This window comes from Alteribacillus persepolensis (assembly GCF_900099605.1).
In the GTDB taxonomy this organism is placed as follows: domain Bacteria; phylum Bacillota; class Bacilli; order Bacillales; family Marinococcaceae; genus Alteribacillus; species Alteribacillus persepolensis.
In genome coordinates, this window is record NZ_FNDK01000001.1 from 489197 (window position 1) to 505503 (window position 16307).

At 40.8% G+C, this 16307-nt stretch carries 15 protein-coding genes; 6 read left to right on the plus strand and 9 right to left on the minus strand.

The window, feature by feature from the left end:
- The first annotated feature begins 166 nt into the window (after positions 1-166).
- Entirely contained in the window at positions 167-895 is a 729-nt protein-coding gene (locus BLT18_RS02335) for a metallophosphoesterase family protein (protein ID WP_091270810.1), read from the plus strand.
- Between the two features lie 21 nt (positions 896-916).
- On the opposite strand, the gene BLT18_RS02340 is transcribed toward BLT18_RS02335, so the two are convergent.
- The 5 genes from BLT18_RS02340 to ilvA all read right to left on the minus strand — a co-directional run bounded on the left by BLT18_RS02340 (position 917) and on the right by ilvA (position 4391).
- Positions 917-1357, minus strand: coding sequence for a TlpA disulfide reductase family protein (locus BLT18_RS02340; RefSeq protein WP_175487337.1), 441 nt, complete (start codon positions 1355-1357; stop codon positions 917-919).
- Positions 1344-1730 carry a thioredoxin family protein gene (locus tag BLT18_RS02345; RefSeq protein WP_091270813.1) on the minus strand — a complete coding sequence of 129 codons (387 nt, stop codon included), beginning with the start codon at positions 1728-1730 and terminating at the stop codon, positions 1344-1346. The genes BLT18_RS02340 and BLT18_RS02345 overlap by 14 nt, the downstream gene beginning before the upstream one ends.
- Complete coding sequence (locus BLT18_RS02350) at positions 1731-2261, minus strand: type 1 glutamine amidotransferase domain-containing protein (RefSeq protein WP_091270814.1); 531 nt, start codon at positions 2259-2261, stop codon at positions 1731-1733.
- A gap of 61 nt (positions 2262-2322) precedes the next feature.
- Positions 2323-3075, minus strand: coding sequence for a DUF3891 family protein (locus BLT18_RS02355; protein WP_175487338.1), 753 nt, complete (start codon positions 3073-3075; stop codon positions 2323-2325).
- Between the two features lie 68 nt (positions 3076-3143).
- Positions 3144-4391 (minus strand): threonine ammonia-lyase IlvA, encoded by a 1248-nt coding sequence (ilvA, locus tag BLT18_RS02360; RefSeq protein ID WP_091270818.1) that lies wholly within the window; start codon positions 4389-4391, stop codon positions 3144-3146.
- A gap of 225 nt (positions 4392-4616) precedes the next feature.
- On the opposite strand from ilvA, the gene BLT18_RS02365 reads away from it, so the two are divergent.
- The 3 genes from BLT18_RS02365 to BLT18_RS02375 all read left to right on the plus strand — a co-directional run bounded on the left by BLT18_RS02365 (position 4617) and on the right by BLT18_RS02375 (position 6952).
- The gene (locus BLT18_RS02365) at positions 4617-4796 is read left to right on the plus strand and encodes a hypothetical protein (RefSeq protein ID WP_091270820.1); all 180 of its coding nucleotides are present in this window, start codon (positions 4617-4619) and stop codon (positions 4794-4796) included.
- A 110-nt stretch (positions 4797-4906) separates the two neighbouring features.
- Entirely contained in the window at positions 4907-5227 is a 321-nt protein-coding gene (locus tag BLT18_RS02370; RefSeq protein WP_091270821.1) for a phasin family protein, read from the plus strand.
- A gap of 48 nt (positions 5228-5275) precedes the next feature.
- Positions 5276-6952, plus strand: coding sequence for an ABC1 kinase family protein (locus tag BLT18_RS02375; protein WP_091270823.1), 1677 nt, complete (start codon positions 5276-5278; stop codon positions 6950-6952).
- Positions 6953-7361: 409 nt separating this feature from the next.
- On the opposite strand, the gene BLT18_RS02380 is transcribed toward BLT18_RS02375, so the two are convergent.
- The 3 genes from BLT18_RS02380 to BLT18_RS02390 all read right to left on the minus strand — a co-directional run bounded on the left by BLT18_RS02380 (position 7362) and on the right by BLT18_RS02390 (position 9114).
- On the minus strand, positions 7362-7739 hold the full coding sequence (locus tag BLT18_RS02380) for a YppE family protein (RefSeq protein ID WP_091270824.1): 378 nt from the start codon (positions 7737-7739) through the stop codon (positions 7362-7364).
- A 91-nt stretch (positions 7740-7830) separates the two neighbouring features.
- On the minus strand, positions 7831-8325 hold the full coding sequence (locus tag BLT18_RS02385; RefSeq protein ID WP_175487339.1) for a MerR family transcriptional regulator: 495 nt from the start codon (positions 8323-8325) through the stop codon (positions 7831-7833).
- A 531-nt stretch (positions 8326-8856) separates the two neighbouring features.
- Positions 8857-9114, minus strand: coding sequence for a DUF370 domain-containing protein (locus BLT18_RS02390; RefSeq protein WP_091270828.1), 258 nt, complete (start codon positions 9112-9114; stop codon positions 8857-8859).
- A gap of 151 nt (positions 9115-9265) precedes the next feature.
- Between BLT18_RS02390 and recU the strand changes: the two genes are divergently transcribed.
- On the plus strand, positions 9266-9859 hold the full coding sequence (gene recU, locus BLT18_RS02395) for a Holliday junction resolvase RecU (RefSeq protein WP_091270829.1): 594 nt from the start codon (positions 9266-9268) through the stop codon (positions 9857-9859).
- Between the two features lie 96 nt (positions 9860-9955).
- Positions 9956-12664, plus strand: coding sequence for a transglycosylase domain-containing protein (locus BLT18_RS02400; RefSeq protein WP_091270831.1), 2709 nt, complete (start codon positions 9956-9958; stop codon positions 12662-12664).
- Positions 12665-12692: 28 nt separating this feature from the next.
- Here BLT18_RS02400 and BLT18_RS02405 read toward each other — a convergent pair whose 3' ends face one another.
- Complete coding sequence (locus BLT18_RS02405) at positions 12693-16301, minus strand: dynamin family protein (protein ID WP_091270833.1); 3609 nt, start codon at positions 16299-16301, stop codon at positions 12693-12695.
- Between the last annotated feature and the right edge of the window lie 6 nt (positions 16302-16307).

Genomic DNA, 16307 nt, shown 5'->3' on the forward strand with positions numbered 1-16307 from the left:
CACCGCTCTACGGATAAGATAAACATGATTGTAACATAACCATTTTCTTATCAGCCAATGAGACAACCTATTAAACAGGGTTATGACTTATTAGTGAATCCTGTATAATGGAACTGTAATACTTTATCATTCATTCTTCATCTACATACTGTAGGAGGTATTCATAGTGCGAATTGCATTGTTATCCGACATTCATGGTAATGCGCGCGCGTTAAAAGCCGTGCTGCATGATTTACAAAAACAGAAAATAGATCGTATGTATATTTTAGGCGATATATGCTACCGCGGACCCGAGCCAAAAAATGCATTAGAAACGGTTCGTTCTTCTCCGGCAAAAGTGCTGAAAGGCAACGCAGATGAATGGGTTGTTCGAGGCGTCTTAAGAAATGAAGTGCCCGATCAAGCACTAGCTATTATGAATCAAGAAAGAGATTGGACGCTAGAGCGCTTAACAGCCGATGACTTGAACTATTTAGAGAACCTCCCTGAATCGTTTGTCGAACAATTCAGCGATGCTGCCACGATGCATGCCTTTCATGCGACGCCATCGAGCTTATTCGACGTTGTTGCCAAAGACCAGCCAGACGAACAGATAGCTGATGCCTTCATTTCAGCAGATACGAATGCAAATATTATCGTATACGGCCATATTCACACGCCATTCATTAAAACAATCGGTAATAAAACTTTTATTAATACCGGCAGCGTCGGCCTGCCATTCGACGGTGATCCCCGTCCTTCTTACGTATTGCTTCATGTTACAGACGATACGTTTTCCGCATCTATTGAACGTGTTTCCTACGACATAGACAGAGTGGTTAAACAGTACGACGCTAATGACTATCCTAATAGTGAACAAATGAAAGCGACCATCAAACACGCAAAAAAACCATAATTTTTTTGAACCCGGAACATTTTATCCGGGTTCGCTTTCATGAGAATCCATAACACGGTGCAGTCCTTTCATAATGTCAATAAATTTAGCATTATCGTTGAATCGGTTTACAATTTCCTGCTTTGCATCAAGAATAAATGTCGTCGGCACTCCCATGCACTGATAGCGGTCATAGATGGCTGTTCCTTCATCGAGTAAAACAGGAAACGTGTACCCTTCTCTTTCTATCAGCTGCTGCGCTGCCTCTGCTGCGCGTTCTCTTCCTGTAACATTAATGGTTAGAAAGTGCAGCTGATTTTTGTCTAAGTGATCATAAAATCGCTGCTTGTGCAGCAAATCCACTTGTGAATCAGGGCACCATGACGCCCAAAACGTAAGCAGCATCGGCTTTCCTTGGTATGAGCGCAAATGAATGACATCATTTGTATTCATTTTTTTTAGTTTGAAATCAGGAGCCGTCATTGGAATCATCCTTTCTAGAGCTGCTTAAAACATAATGCAGTCGATAAACAAGCGACGAAACGGAATGAAACGCGTAGATTTTTTGCACTGTTTGGCTATTTTCTGTAACAATCAAACACGGCACACTCTTTACTTTTTCCTGTTCAACGATACGCCGATTCACGTTAACATTTATTTTTATAAAACGGGTATCCCGGTAAACCTGCTCAAGCGGTTCAAGCATTTTTTCTGCCGCTTTGCATGTTCCACACAGAGGGGAATATAAAAACAGAAGCAGGCGTTCACCAGATTGTATTCTTTTTCGTACGTTCGTTTCGTTATCCTCTACCATCATTTCTCCTTTGTATCCCGCCGTATCTAACGGCTGTGGCACTTATTTCTGTTGTTTCAAAAATGCATTCACTAACTCTTTTCCATATGGAGGAATGTCAGGCGGGCGTCTGCTGGAAACAAGATGTCCATCTACTACAACTGCTTCATCTTTCCAAACAGCACCTGCGTTTTTCATATCATCTTTGATTCCCGGCGTGCTCGTTACTTCTTTTCCTTGTAAAATATCTGCAGAAATTAACACCCAGCCGGCATGGCAAATTTGGCCAATCACTTTCTTGTTCTCTTCCATGTGCTTAATCATTTCAATCACTTCGTCATAACGCCTAAGTTTGTCTGGAGCCCAGCCTCCTGGTACTAAAATACCGTCATATTCATTTGGGTTAATATCTTGAAAACCGGCTTCACTAACAGCAGGCACACCGTGTTTTCCGACATACGTTTTTCCATTTTCTTTTCCAGTTAATACCACCTCGGCTCCTTCTTCTCGAAGACGCATCACAGGCACCCACAGCTCTAAATCTTCAAAATCGTCTTCTACTAGCGCAATAATTCGTGTCTGTTGCAGCTGCATAATAAAACTCCTTTTCATTGTGTCACATCATTATTCATCTTGATATATTTTCGTTTATTCATCAAGGAATGAACCGCAATTTCCTCACTGTATGTTCTCCGTTTTCATATGCTGCTTTTATTCCTTCCGCTTGTATATCCTGCTTATAAACAATTGTCCCTTCAATTGCCACATGAAGTGGGGACTGCAGTGGAAAAGGCGTTAGTTGAATATCCTGTGCAGATGTAAAACGCGCTTGCACCGTTTCATGCTGCAAAAAAGAGAATGTATGTTGAAAACCATGTTTGAACCAGCTCAGCTCCTCTGCTTTTGTTGCACCAGGTTCATTTAAACAAGCGTACAGCGACACATCATCACAAAATTGCAACAAGCGCAGGTGAAACTCTTCATCTTCAGGATTCAAGGCATCTCTCAGCTGTTTTTGGCGTGCTTGTTCTGCATGCAAAAAAGCAGCTTCTTCCTCTGTATTGGTACTGTCTGTAAAAAACGACGTATAGTGCAGACTGTTTAACAATCCGCTGTATGGATGTTTTTCAGCTACGGTTTTTATACCGGTTTGGTAGGCCTTTAATTTTTCTTTTTCGGGATAATTGGTAAAATCACACGGTTTGTTGGTGTCAGGATTTATTTCAGGGTGTCTATCAAGTGTTATCCACGACCGATCGTGTTCCCGCACAGCAATTAACAGCGCTTCCCACAGCGAGCTGCGTGTAACTGCATCATCTCCCCAGTATTTGAAGAATTCATACGAAATGCGGGCGTGCTCGTGCTGTGTGATCATTTCAAAATACGTATCATATTCATTTACAATCATGTTCTTCCCCCTCCTTCTTTTCATCATACCCTTCATTCCCCCATATAAAAACCTTCCATTATGGAAGGTTAAATCAGAAAATGAAACAAGCTTTCTTCTTTATTAATCTCATGATAATGAAAACCCTTTTTTTGCATGCGGTCAATGAGCGGGAGATAGTCATCACTGTTTGCCAGCTCAATTCCAACCAAAGCAGGACCATTTGCTTTATTGTTTTTCTTATTATACTCAAAACGAGTAATATCATCGTCCGGCCCTAATACTTCATCTAAAAATTCCCGCAGCGCACCGGCTCTTTGCGGAAAATTAATAATAAAGTAATGCTGCAGCCCTTCATAACGCAAGGATTTCTCACGGATTTCTTCCATTCTGCCAATATCGTTGTTCCCGCCACTGACGACACAGACAACAGTTTTACCTTTAATGTCTTCTTTATAAAAGTCAAGAGCGGAAATCGGCATCGCTCCTGCCGGTTCTGCAACTAAAGCATTTTCATTATACAGCTCCAGGATGGTTGTACAAATTTTACCTTCTGGGACAAGGGAGATATCATCAATGATCGACTGGCATATTTCAAATGAAAGGTCTCCTACTCTTTTAACCGCCGCCCCATCGACAAACTTATCAATATTTTCGAGTTCCACAACGTGATTTTTGGCTAGTGACTCTTTCATTCCGGGTGCTCCCGCTGGTTCCGTGCCAATAATTTTTGTTTGCTTGGAAATGGACTTAATATACGTACCAATACCCGATATTAAACCTCCGCCGCCGATGGAACAAAACAGATAGTCAGGTGGATTTTCGATATCATTCATAATCTCCATCCCGACCGTTCCCTGGCCCGCAATAATCTTCTCGTTATTAAACGGATGAATAAAAGCCATGTTATTCTCTTCTCCGCAAGCATTCGCTTCAGCATAAGCATCATCAAACGTATCGCCTGTTAAAATGATATCTACGCATTCTTTGCCAAACAGCTTTACTTGATCAATCTTTTGCCGCGGTGTCGTTGTCGGCATGAATATTTTCCCTTTTACTTTAAGGGCTTTGCAAGAATATGCCACTCCTTGCGCGTGATTGCCAGCACTGGCACAGACCACTCCGTTTGTCAGCCTTTCTTTTGGCAGGCTGCGCATTAAGTGGTAAGCCCCGCGAATTTTAAACGAGCGTATAACTTGCAAATCTTCGCGTTTTAAATAGACATTTGCGTCATATCTTTCAGATAATACTTGGTTTTTTTGTAAGGGGGTATGAGTAACAACGTCTTTCAACGTTTGATTCGCAATAATAATATCTTCAATTTGTATCTTTCCCATCGTCATTTTCCTTTCATCGTTAAAACGTTTATATCTATTTTATGCATGCTTCTGTCCACCATTTATCATCAATCGTGAAAACAGTACTTATTATAACATGATTATACTCTGCAAAAAGCCGCTTGACTGCAATTGATAAATTCCTCCAGTACCGATATAATAAGAGGGACAATCTTTAGCACTTTTTTGTACATAATACAAATAAAGTTAAAAGGAGGAGCGATAATGAATAAGTGGTTTATCGCATTGATTGCTGTCTTGGCTTTGGCGTTTGTACCTTCTCATGCGTTTGCTTCTGTTAATGCGTGGAACGATGCTGAACCAATGTTTATTACAGCGTTTAGTATTCTTTCTGTTATCACCCTGATTTTCTTCATTTATTTAATGTTAAGAGATAACGGGTAAGACCATGGCCTTCCTGTTTTAAACAGGGAGGCCTGTTTTTGAATGTTTTATCAAATAGGTATTTGGTAAAATAATACTGAAAGACAATGACGTCTAAGGAGGCAGGTTGTATGAATGATATGCTCAAAAAAGGTTTTTTTCTTGGTTTAGGTGCTGCAGCCTATGGAAAAGAAAAAGTACAGCGTTATGTAGATGACCTTGTGACGAAAGGAAAAATCACTCCTCGTGAAGCAGAACAATGGAAAGAAGAATTTATCCAAAAAGGACGCGACACAGAGTTAGAATGGTCCAACCAGGCAAAGGAGAAGATGCAAGAGTCGTTTAAAGAAATGGGATTGGCAACAGAAAAAGACATTGAGGCCATTCACGAAAAATTAAAAGACATGGAACAACAGCTGGCAGCAAGAAACGCAAAAGACGAAAACAAATAACAAAACCTATCTTTTATGCTGCTGTCGATTTAGAAAGGAAATTTTCTTATGGCGCTCACTCGCGGATTAAAGCATGCAAATCGATATCGAAAAATTGCATCCACATTAGCCAGACATGGATTCGGTTATATTTTACAAGAAGTCGGTTTGTTTCATGTATTGTCGCTGCCAAAAAGGCTATCGGCTGACTCTGGCGAGGTCAATATGCACTCGATTGGAAAACGGATACGGCTTGTCATCGAAGAACTTGGTCCTACTTTCATCAAATTAGGACAATTGATCAGCACAAGAAAAGATATATTTCCGCCTTCGGTGATTGAAGAATTGGAGAAGCTGCAAGACAATGTGCCGCCTTTTCCTTTTGAGAAAGGAAAGCAAATAATTGAAAACGATCTTGGCGCTTCGCTAGATGACCTGTTTTCTTCCTTCTCCAAAGAACCACTCGCAGCAGCGTCGATTGGCCAAGTACACAAAGCAACACTTCACAATGGAAAAAATGTTGCTGTAAAAATTTCACGGCCGCATATAAAAGAGATTATTGAAAAGGATATTGATATTCTTCGCGACCTTGCGAAACTTTTGACACAGCGCTTTCAATGGGCGCGTTACTACCGGCTTCAAGATGTGATTGAAGAATACGTTGACGCGATTCGTGACGAAGTCGATTATTATGTAGAAGCGAGAAACACGGAAAAAATGAAAAACAATATGGCGGTTTTTTCTGAAATCGATATCCCAAACGTTTTAGATGATTATTCAAGCCGTCGTGTGCTGACGATGTCCTTTGCTAAAGGTGTGAAACTATCAGAACTCAATGATGCCACTCATCATGTTGATAAAAAAGCCGTGGCTCGTACATTAACCGACGCGTTTTTACACCAAGTGCTAGTAGATGGTTTTTTTCACAGCGATCCTCATCCCGGCAATATTATTTTCACAGGAGAAAAAACAGCAGCATTCATCGACTTTGGTCAAATTGGACGCTTGAATAAAGCCATGCGGCAACAGTTTATCAACTATGTCATTGCGATGACAAAAAAACACCCGGACTTGGTCGCCGATGCGATTTATGATATGGCTGATATTCCCGGCGACATCGATGACGATCATTTTGCTGAAGACGTTGAATATTTATTGCAAAAATATTATGACCGCCCTTTTCATGAAATCAAGATTGGCGAAGCAATTAATGATATCTTTGCGACGGCTCATCGTTATGAAATCCAAATTTATAAAGAATATACGCTGCTTGCCAAAGCCATTATTACATTAGAAAGTGTCGTGGAGCGTCTCGATCCTAACTTAAGTATCGTAAAGGTTGCTGAACCGTATGGACACATGCTGGCCAAAGAACGGCTGAACCCAAAAACCAATATCTATCATTGGCTGAAAGAGGGACGCCGCCAAAAGGATTATTTGCTTGACATTCCAAAGGAACTTCGCGACACACTAGAAAAAATCAGCAAAGATCGTGTTGGCATTGAGATGAACATTCCTAAAATTAATATCTTTTTAAACAAGCTGGACCGTATTAGCAACAGGCTGTCGTTTAGTATTATTCTATTAGCATTCAGTATTATTATGGTCGGTTTAATTATTGGATCGACATTTGGAGATTCTTCTTCGCCGCTTGTACAGCTTCCCGTCATTGAAATCAGCTTCATTGCTACGTTTATTATGTTTTTATGGTTATTATACGCTATTTTCAAATCCGGCAGATTTTAATATATGCCTTTCAACGCCTGTCTTTCTATAAAAAAATACTCCATAGAATGACATTCGCTGCATATAAAACATCAACACTCACCCACTGACAGTACGGCATTTTTTTCACGCATACAAACGAGGCTGTCAAACGGTCATGAAAAATGACCGTTTGACAGCCCTTTTTTCGGTTCTATAAGGGTTGTTGTTTGGATGAACGTAGCCCCTCTCGTATGAATGGCTCTTCAGGTTCGCTTGCCGCGGGCAGGCGCTTTTTCTGGACCATGAAAACGCCAAACTTATATACGTTCCTGCCTTACAAAAAAAGCTGTGGTCACCGTCTCTCTGGATGGCACCCATGGCTTTTCCGTTTAGAAGCTTTTGATACAGACTCGTTTTATTTTCCCCGTATATGAAGACAACCGGACCATTACGAGGATGAGTTATTTCCTTCTTTTAAAGCTTGCAGCACGCCCGTCAAAATGTAGTCAATTGACTGTATGCGCTCTCGAAACCGCTTTTCCTTCGTATCTGTTTGAAAAGCCAGAATTGAAGCGACACTTATATTTTCATGGGTGTCCTCTATTTGCTTTACATAGAAATAAACAGGTCTTTCTGCAAGCACCCATTCTTCCGCTAGTACCTTCCATTCATCTGCATATGATTGTACTTTATCCGCAAAAGGTTTCACTTCTTCATAAAAGTCAGGGGTATCCTTGTCACCTGTTTTTATGTGGCGAAATGTTTCTAACGCTGTATTGTTCATTGTCAGTAACTGCTCAGTTACCTCATATAATCGGTCATACATCTTTGCTCCCCCCTTCTGCTTTTCATCTTATCAATCAAGAAAAGGGATAGCAAACACGTGCAGCCAGTGCCGCCGTTGATATAGGTGTTTTCTACGAAGTCTTCATTACTGACAGCAAGTTGGCAATGCGCCGTTTATCTTTTTTTCCTGTGCTCCCTGCCGCTTCCTCTTTCCATCCTTTGCTCGTCTCCTCTATTTTATACAAACGTTCTTCGATTTTTCTCAGTCTTTTATTAATATCTTGCACTTCTTTTCGATGTTCTCTCAATTGAAACGACACGATGTCATCTGCTTTGTTAGAAACCATTCGTTCAACGATTTTTATTTTTTCTTCTAAACCGGCCATTTTATCTGTCAACTGCTGTGCAGAAACGGTCTCTTTGCGTTCAGCTTGCGGCGTATAGTGTTTTTGATTCTGATTTTTTATGTCTTCAAACAATGATAAATGCTTTTCTTCAAAACAATAATGACCATACTGATTCACGGAGAAAGGAATATCATGTTTTTTCACCCATTTTAACACCGTGCCCGTTGTCACATGGAACGTATTTGCCACATCCTTCGTTTTGTACACATGACTCTTCATCTTCTCTTCCTCCTTCATAAAGCTTGTGTAAATAATTCGCACTGAAGGAGAATTTACCCTGCTGCCATGACAGAACTAGTGCCGATTCGATGAAGAAAACAGCTTTTTTTTATTTTTCAACAAATCTTCTGTGGCAACGAGCATAATCCATATATGAACGGGGACTTTAACAGCATAAGGAGGGATTATCGTGGCGAAAAAACAAGAAATCGATAAAAAGAAAAACCGTAAAGAAAAATCACCCATTGGCTATGGCGATAAAAAATTAAAAGGCCCCAACGAACCAAAGACATAAGGATAGCTGCTTCCCTTCTTAAAAGAAAAAATATCAAAGGCTTTTTCTCGACGAAGCTTCTCATACAAATGCCGGGGTTTTTCTGTTTATCACCTGGTTGATGGCAGCAGAAGAGACGACCCTGTGAGAAAAGCAGCAGCTAAAGATTTGTCTGCAAAAAACCGCGAGATTTTTATGTCTTCGGCAACCTTTCCCAAATCTATATTAAAAAGCTCCGGTTCATTCCGGAGCTTTTCTTACTCTTCTTCATCATTGTTATCATGCAAGCGCTGTGCCACTGTTTCAGGCTGAATAGCGGATAAAAGAACATGGTCGCTATCTGCTAAAATAATACTTCTTGTTTTGCGGCCATTTGTCACGTCAATTAACATTCTTCTCTCTCTCGCCTCTTGAATCAGACGCTTTATTGGAGCAGAATCAGAACTGACAATAGATACGATTCGATCAGGCGGCATCATATTGCCAAATCCAAGGTTAACAGGCTTATCACTCATTATATCCCTCACTTTCTCTTCTTTTCTTATCGTAACATGACTATACCCATAGTTGTCCAATCGGAACAACGTTATGACTTTCATCCTGTTCTGTCAAACACGGATATATGCTACTATTAAATGATGAGTAAATAAAAAAGGAAGTGTCAGCATGGCCTTTCGCTATCCTAGCGGTAAAAAATACACAGCTCCCCGTTCTTTGCATAATAATCGTTTCACTCACAAAAAATTTGGGAATAGAGGGATGTCGCTTGAAGAAGATTTAAATGAAACGAATGAATACTATCGCTCAACAGGGCGGTGTGTGATACATAAAAAGCCGACGCCCATTCAAGTTGTTCATGTCGATTATCCGAAACGAAGCGCTGCAAAAATAACCGAAGCATATTTTAAGCAAGCTTCTACTACAGACTATAATGGAATATACCGCGGCCGATACGTTGATTTTGAAGCAAAAGAAACGAGAAATAAAACATCGTTTCCTCTGCAAAACATTCACCCTCACCAGGCAGAACATATGCGTGATGTAGTAAAACACGGAGGAATTTCATTTCTTATCATTCGTTTCTCTGCTGTAAATGAAACGTATCTTTACGATGCTTCGTATTTTCATTGGTGGTACTTTGAACAACATAAACGCAAGTCTATTCCAAAATCAGATATCGAAACATACGGGTCTTTCCTTATGGAGGGCTATACTCCACGTTTAGATTATTTAGCTACGATTGATAAGATTTATTTTTGACGGCGTAACCAAATTCGCTAAAATACGTCTATTCATGCGATCGCTTATATCCTTTTATGTGTTGTGTGCATCTAAAGAAAGGAAGAAACAAAAACTATGAGTGAAAATTATCGTTCAAGAACAGAAAGACGCAAAGCCCAAGAAGCCAACATGCAGAAACAAAAGAAAAAGAACAAAAAGCCAGGCAAACGCTCTCTTGGCAAGAAAATATTGATTGCTAGTGCTATTGCTTTTCTTATTATCTTTACTGCAGGAACTATTTCGGCAGTTGCTATTATTAGCCAGGCACCTGACATTGACCCGGATGAATTAGTTTTCGCCCAAGCAGCACAAATTTATGACCAAAATGATGAGCCCATTATGCAGCTGCATGCTGGGGAAAATAGAGACATGGTCGACATTGACGAGGTGCCTGAGCATGCAAAAAATGCGTTTGTAGCTGTTGAAGATGTTCGGTTTTATGACCACTTCGGTATTGACGTGCGTCGTGTTTTCGGTGCTCTGTTTGCAAATATTACCGAAGGATTCGGCGCTGAAGGTGCAAGTACGATTACACAGCAGGTTGTAAAAAATGCATTCTTGTCTTCTGATAAAACCATCACCCGTAAAATCCAGGAACAATATTTAGCCGTCCGGCTCGAACAACAGTACAGTAAAGATCAAATATTAGAAATGTATTTGAACTTAATTTATTTTAACCAAGGTGCATATGGTATTAGTGAAGCAGCGAACGTATATTTTAATAAATCGGAAGTAAGCGAACTGACTATTGAAGATGCTGCTCTGCTTGCTGCAATACCGCGGCGCCCAAATTATTACGATCCTACGCAAAATCCAGATGCGGCTAAAGACCGCCGCGATCATATCATTGATTTAATGGCAGAGCACGATTTTATTTCTAGTGATGATGCAGAAAACGCCAAAAATGTAGCGATTGAAGAGCAGCTGGACTTTCAGCCGACAGAAGAAGGCGTTTTATACGATTCATTTATAACTCAAGTACAAAATGAGTTAGAGGACATTGACGGTATCACAAGTTCTGATATTTACTCGAGCGGGTTACACGTGTACACAACTTTAGACACCGATGCACAAGAGTATGCAGAAGAAGTCATACACACAGACCAGCATATTGCCAACTACCCAGACAGTGAAGACTTCCAAGTTGGATTTACCTTGCTTGATACACAGACAGGTGCCATTAAAGCAATGGTTGGCAATCGTCAAAATCCCGATATCGCAAGAGGGCTAAATTATGCAGCCCGTTCTAATGCTCAACCAGGATCTACGATTAAACCACTTATCGCTTATGGGCCTGCGATCGAGTACAACCAGTGGTCCACATATCATCAAATAGAAGATGCTCCCCACCAATATTCGGATGGGACAGAAATTACCAATTACGGTGGAAACTATTCTGGTTACGTGAGTATGCGGGAAGCGCTGGTTCGCTCATTAAATATCCCAGCTGTAAAAGCACTCCAGCAAACAGGTGCAGGCAAGGCCGGAGAATTCGTTCGCGGGTTAGGCATTCCGTTGGAAAATGTCAATGAAGCTGCAGCACTTGGCGGAATTGGCCAAGGGGTTTCAAGCCTGAATATGGCTGGTGCCTTTGCAGCGTTTGGTAATAACGGAGAATACCATGAACCTTATGCTGTACGTAAAATTGAATTCCCTGATGGACGCACAATCAACTTAGAACCAGAACCAGCGTCTGCCATGAGCGATTACACCGCCTACATGGTTACCGATATGTTAAAAGATGCATTAACCGATCCTCGTGGCACCGGCCGTGATGCTAACATCCCTGGCCTTGATGTAGCCGGTAAAACAGGTACCACCAATTTTACCGACGATGAGCACCGGCAGTACGGAATCCCAGACGATGGTGATCCAGACGTTTGGTTTACTGGTTACACCACCCGGTATGCTGCTTCGGTGTGGACAGGATTCAGTGGTAACCGCGGGGAAAATTACCTGATTGGAAATGAGAGCAACATTGCTAAAGAAATCTTTCGACTGGTGATGAGCGAAGTCTCTCAAGGAGTAGACACCCCAGACTTCGAAAAACCTGATTCAGTAGCAGAAGTTCCAATTGACATCAACACTGGTAAACAAGCTAGTCCTTTTACTCCTTCGAGCCAGACGATAACCGAACTATTTGTGCAGGGAACAGCACCGGAAGAAGTGTCACGAGAAAACGCCACACCAGATGAAATTACTGGTTTAAGCGCCGTCTATAACGAAGAGGAAGATGCCATTAACATCAGCTGGAACTATAGCAGCAATGATTTAGAAGGCCGGGCATTTGTTATTGAACATCGTGTCGGTGACGGGGAGTATACATCTGTTGGCACACAGACTCAATCGTCTTATACGTTGCCGCAGCCGGAAAAAGGAAGCACTCACTATTTCCGAGTCACTGTTGTGAATCAAACTGGTCCTGATGATGCTAGTGATGCCAAGGAAACACAGATACAAGTTCCTAGTGATGAAGAGATAGAAGAAAATGAGGAAGAAAGCGAAGAAAATGAAGAGAATAATGAAGAAGAACAAGAAGAGCGAGAAGACGAAGACAACCTTCCAGTTCCAGGTAACGGTGATCAAAATGGAGAAAACAATAATGGGAATGGCAACGGCAATAGTGAAAATGACGGCGATAATAATGGGAACGGCAACAATAATGAGGAACCTTCCGATGAACCTCAGCAAGAGGAAGACAATGAAAATCAGCCTGACGACAATCAAGATTCACCTGTAGAAGAAAACGAAACAGAAGACAGTGAAGAGGACGATAACGAATAAAGAAAGAAAAAACACCTGCTGAAGTCGATTACTCAGCAGGTGTTTTTTTTGCAGCCAACGCTGTCTGTATATAACGATACTCTTCATCCAGCGCTTCCTTTTTGGATGGGTCAAACAGCCATATCATTCGTTCTGTTTCCTTCTCGGCTGCCTCTATTAGTGTTTCCACTGTCTCGTCTGTCAGCTTTTGCATATAACTTGCCAATTTTTCACTTACATCTGTTTCAAATTGCTGAATGGCTTGATGCGACTCTTTCTGTATATCATTTGTGACCTTTTCCTTTAAAGCCAACACTTTTTTATTCTCAAAAAAGTCTTTGTTGGATTGATACATATTCAGCAGCGCTTCTTTTGGTAATAGCAATTGGTCATAAAGCGTTACATTCCCGCGCACATCAATCGGTATAGATGGGGAAAGAATGTGCAGATCACCAGCATGTTCATCCATAAACGCAGTAGTGTATGTCTGCCATTGTTTTTTTAGTTTTTCCTCTACGCGAATAATAATTGTCTCTTGTTCTTGAGAGAGGTACCTTCTTGCAAAGCTTTCGAGCTCCTGCAAAGCACCTTTCAGTTGATTTTTTTGCTGCTTTTTCGTACTGCCGGTTACAGCAGACGGATTAACAGCATGTGGAAAATAATCTTGTACCATAAATGCTACTCGTTCTTTTAAATAAGCGCTTTGCTGCTGAATCTCTTCTTCTAATGAAGCTTGTGCAAATTGTAATGAAAAAGTATTTAATTTGTTTTTAAATACTTGCGCCTGTTCTTCTTTTTCCTTTAACTGCTGTTTTAGTTCTGCTTCTTTTTTATGAGTAAAAGCAGAAATAATCTCCTTTGACTGCTCGTAGATATTTTCCCAGACGGTTTGTACTTTTTGCAGGTGAAGTACTCGCAAATGATCCCAAGTGGATCGAGAAAACGCTTCTTCAAATTCTAAAAATGCCTGCCCGCTTTTAGATGCGTCGTCCGGCTGTTGTTTGGCTTTCAGCCCTTCTTTGCTCGATAAAGCAAACAAGCGCGGCTTCATAATACCGTTTTTTGCCAGCTGATCTTTCACATGGCTTTTTACACCGTTTAATTCGTACGGCGTGGATGCAAGATCACTGGCGTTAATAATAAAGAAAAGTTTATCTGTTTCAAAATGTTCATTCGCGCGGTGCAGCTGCTGCAAAAACACTTGATCAGCTTTAGAGAAAGCATGATTGTAATACGTTAAGTAAAAAATGGCGTCCGATTGTTTCAACTGATCAAATGCGACATTTGTATGGCGGCCGTGAATGGAGTTCACTCCTGGAGTATCAACTAGCTCCAGACCTTTTTGCGTCCACTCGCAATCATAATAAATGTGTACTTCCTGTACCATGCAGGCGCGCTCTTCGTTTGCTACCCATTCCTTCAGCTCATCAAGCGCTGTAACAACTGTATCTCCCGGCTTAGCGATTCGCTTGCGAATGCTGTTTCGCAGCGTTTGTAAATAATCTGCATACATCCGCTGATAATTATTTAACAGTTTAGGATTTGGGCGTTTCCATTGTTCAATCGAATCATAGTCTAGCTCTCTTGACAGCTCGCCTGCTACTGCTTGTATTTCCGCATTTAAAAATGCTTCATCCTTTAGGTAAATAACGACGGTTTCATGAGGATACTTTTCTGTACTTTTGCGCACTTTATTTACTGCTGCAGTCATTGGATGCGGCGAAACAGGAAGCACTATTCCTCCTAACATGGCGTTAATAAAGCTGGACTTCCCTGCGCTAAAAGCACCAAACAAAGATATGACAGCAGAATTATTTTTATATTGATGGATAAGTTCGTTTAAACGCTGTTTTTCCTCTTCGAACACAGGACGAGATGCAAATTGCTGCAAGTATCTCTCTACGTCATCTAAGAAACTGTCATCGACAGTAATCGTTTCGGAAACACTGGAAAGATACTCATCCTCTTCTTCAGCAATCACGCTTTCTTCTTCTTGAAATACTGGAATCTTTATGTCGGTTTGAGCTGGATACGTTTTTGCAGACAGCTGCTGCAATACGTCTGTAAACGGTGTATCATATGCCCGTTGTTCCATCCATGCTGTTAGTCTATCTACTGTACGGTCATATGAAGCCGCCGTCTCTTCCCACTTCTCCCACTGCTTGGTTAACTCTTTTGCAGACTGCAGTTTTTCTATTAATTCCTGTTCTTTTTTTGCAAATTTTTGTTCAATAGCTCGTTCGAATTGCAAAAACAAATCATGCGTTTGTTTTTTCATCTGTGTCGTTATTTCTTTGGTTACATTATCTGTAAACGTATAAACAAACGAACGATCTATTTCAGAAGCATTCGCATGTTTGGACAGCATGTCTTCTGCTATCGTAACAGATAAGGTCTGTACATTCTGTTCGTATGTCCGAAAGTCATGTACGTAGTCTTTATCTGCTTTTAGAAGCAGTGAACGCATATGAAAGAGCAGTTGTGTTTTAACCTTTTCATTTAATTCTTCGAGCAGTGATTGCAGACGGTTTTGTCTTTCGGCCGCTGTTTTTCGTTTTGAAAACAGAAGACCAACTTTAAAGTTTTTATGATTGCTCTCGAGCCACTCTCTTGCTTTTTCAGTCGTCGAATACGGAAATAAAATAACATTTTGTAATAATTGATTGCGCTCTTTGTACAAAGCAGAAATCTCTGCCTGCTTTTCTTTCTCCAAAGATTGCAGAGCTTCTTCCCACTGACTGCTCACTTTTGCATCACTTGGGTCAATGCCTTGTTCTTTTACCTCCTCTTCCCATTCCGCATACTTTTCTTGCTTCTCTTCCCTTACCCGTTCCATCAATTGATAGACAGCAGCGTTCTCAAGCATCGTCATGCTTTGGTCTTGAACAGCATGTGCATTGTACATAATCGACTTTAAAAATGAAGCAAATTCCTTATATTCATTAAACGGATGATCTGTGTATTTCATCGATGTAAAAAAGATTTGTACCGGTTTGATTTCATATTTTGCTAGCATGCTGCGAATCGAATTTTCAAACGATTGCAGTGTGACTTCCTTTTGATCATGTTTATCAATTTGATTAATGACTAAAATAATCGGTTTTTTCTCTTCTGCCAGCTGTTTTAAGAAGGTGATGTTAGTCTCTGATTGAACATGATTATAGTCGGACACATACACAATCATATCCGTCGTATACAGCTGCTCTGTTGTAACAAGCTGGTGATTGGGATCTGTCGAATCCACTCCAGGTGTATCAAGAATTCTACCGTGCTGGGCTAAAAATGGCAGTGGAGCAAAAATGTGAATAGACTGAATTTCTTCTCCATCCATTCCCCATTTTTTCGCTTGGTTCCATGGTATTTCTTCTTCCCATGCGTTTACCTCGCCTGCACTGTTGGTTATCTCCAGTCGAATCGGCCCATTTTCAATAGAAATAATGTTCGCGCTCGTTGGAATGGGGCTTGTCGGCAGCAATTCTGTTCCTAGTAAATGATTTAAAAGCGATGATTTCCCTGCAGAAAAATGGCCGCAAAATGCCACTTCAAAAGAGTTTTCTTTTCGTTTTTGTTCCAAACGTGACAGCCGGACATTATCTTCCGGATAAAAAGGCAGATCTTCTAGTGATACGACTGTCGTTGGCATATTTATATCCGTCATCTCTGT

Coding starts and splice junctions, on each gene's coding strand:
- BLT18_RS02370 (WP_091270821.1), top strand. CDS start 4,907: ATGAATGATATGCTCAAAAAAGGTTTTTTTCTTGGTTTAGGTGCTGCA.
- BLT18_RS02375 (WP_091270823.1), top strand. CDS start 5,276: ATGGCGCTCACTCGCGGATTAAAGCATGCAAATCGATATCGAAAAATT.
- ilvA (WP_091270818.1), bottom strand. CDS start 4,391: ATGGGAAAGATACAAATTGAAGATATTATTATTGCGAATCAAACGTTG.
- BLT18_RS02390 (WP_091270828.1), bottom strand. CDS start 9,114: ATGAGTGATAAGCCTGTTAACCTTGGATTTGGCAATATGATGCCGCCT.
- BLT18_RS02405 (WP_091270833.1), bottom strand. CDS start 16,301: ATGACGGATATAAATATGCCAACGACAGTCGTATCACTAGAAGATCTG.
- BLT18_RS02385 (WP_175487339.1), bottom strand. CDS start 8,325: ATGAAGAGTCATGTGTACAAAACGAAGGATGTGGCAAATACGTTCCAT.
- BLT18_RS02340 (WP_175487337.1), bottom strand. CDS start 1,357: ATGACGGCTCCTGATTTCAAACTAAAAAAAATGAATACAAATGATGTC.
- BLT18_RS02400 (WP_091270831.1), top strand. CDS start 9,956: ATGAGTGAAAATTATCGTTCAAGAACAGAAAGACGCAAAGCCCAAGAA.
- BLT18_RS02355 (WP_175487338.1), bottom strand. CDS start 3,075: ATGATTGTAAATGAATATGATACGTATTTTGAAATGATCACACAGCAC.
- BLT18_RS02380 (WP_091270824.1), bottom strand. CDS start 7,739: ATGTATGACCGATTATATGAGGTAACTGAGCAGTTACTGACAATGAAC.
- recU (WP_091270829.1), top strand. CDS start 9,266: ATGGCCTTTCGCTATCCTAGCGGTAAAAAATACACAGCTCCCCGTTCT.
- BLT18_RS02350 (WP_091270814.1), bottom strand. CDS start 2,261: ATGCAGCTGCAACAGACACGAATTATTGCGCTAGTAGAAGACGATTTT.
- BLT18_RS02365 (WP_091270820.1), top strand. CDS start 4,617: ATGAATAAGTGGTTTATCGCATTGATTGCTGTCTTGGCTTTGGCGTTT.